1 protein-coding gene is annotated in these 908 nt (G+C 75.2%); it reads right to left on the bottom strand.

What is annotated here, in order from left to right:
• The coding region (locus HET64_RS38535; RefSeq protein ID WP_215111867.1) for an acyltransferase domain-containing protein at positions 1-908 on the bottom strand (908 nt) is incomplete at both ends.

The following is a 908-nucleotide window of genomic DNA, read 5'->3' as shown; positions in this document are numbered from 1 at the left end:
GTCCAGGGGGAGTCGGGCGCGCTGCCGGCCGGGCGGGTGTGCACGGTGAAGGGGCGGGAGCCGGTGCTCTCCTCCGGTTCGCGGACGGAGATCTGCAGGCGCACCGCGGACCCGTCGCCGGGCAGCGGCAGCGGGGCCTGGAGCGTGAGGTCCTCCAGGCGGGCGCAGCCGACCTGTTCACCGGCGCGCAGCAGCAGTTCGACGAAGGCGGTGCCGGGCAGCAGGACGTCACCGGCGACGGCGTGGTCCGGGATCCAGGGCGCGGTGGACCGGGAGAGCAGTCCGGTCAGCAGGGCGCCGTCGCCGTCGGCGAGGCGTTCCACGGTCGCGGCGAGCGGGTGGTCGGCGACGGCGGGGCGCGCCGTGGCGCCGTCGAGCCAGTGGTGCCGGTGCTGGAAGGCGTAGGTGGGCAGGTCCACGACGTGCGCGCCGGGAAAGACGGGGGCCCAGTCGATGTCCGCGCCGCGGACGTGCGCCTCGGCCAGCGAGGTGAGGAAGCGGCGGGGCCCGCCGTCGTCGCGGCGCAGGGAGCCGACGGCCGAGAGGGAGTCGTCGGCGGTCTCCTCCACGGCCATGGTGAGCACGGGGTGCGGGCTCATCTCGACGAACAGGCTGTGGCCGTCGGCGGCGAGTCCTTCGACGGCGGTGGTGAACTCGACGGTCCGGCGCAGGTTGCGCACCCAGTAGGCGGCGTCGAGCTCCGTGGTGCGGAGTGCCTCTCCGGTGACGGTCGAGTGGAACGGGACGTCCCCGGAGCGCGGCCGGACCGGGGCCAGCACCTCCAGCAGTTCGTCGCGCACCGAGTCGACGTGCGAGGAGTGCGAGGCGTAGTCGACCGCGATGCGGCGGACGCGGACGTCCTCGGGTTCGAGCAGGGCAAGGAGGCGGTCGAGGGCGGCGGGGTCGCC

It is taken from the genome of Streptomyces sp. McG3, from assembly GCF_018619185.1.
Taxonomy (GTDB): Bacteria; Actinomycetota; Actinomycetes; order Streptomycetales; family Streptomycetaceae; genus Streptomyces.
Note: the sequence above shows the minus strand (reverse complement) of the source record. Positions and strands in the feature narration are given on the sequence as shown.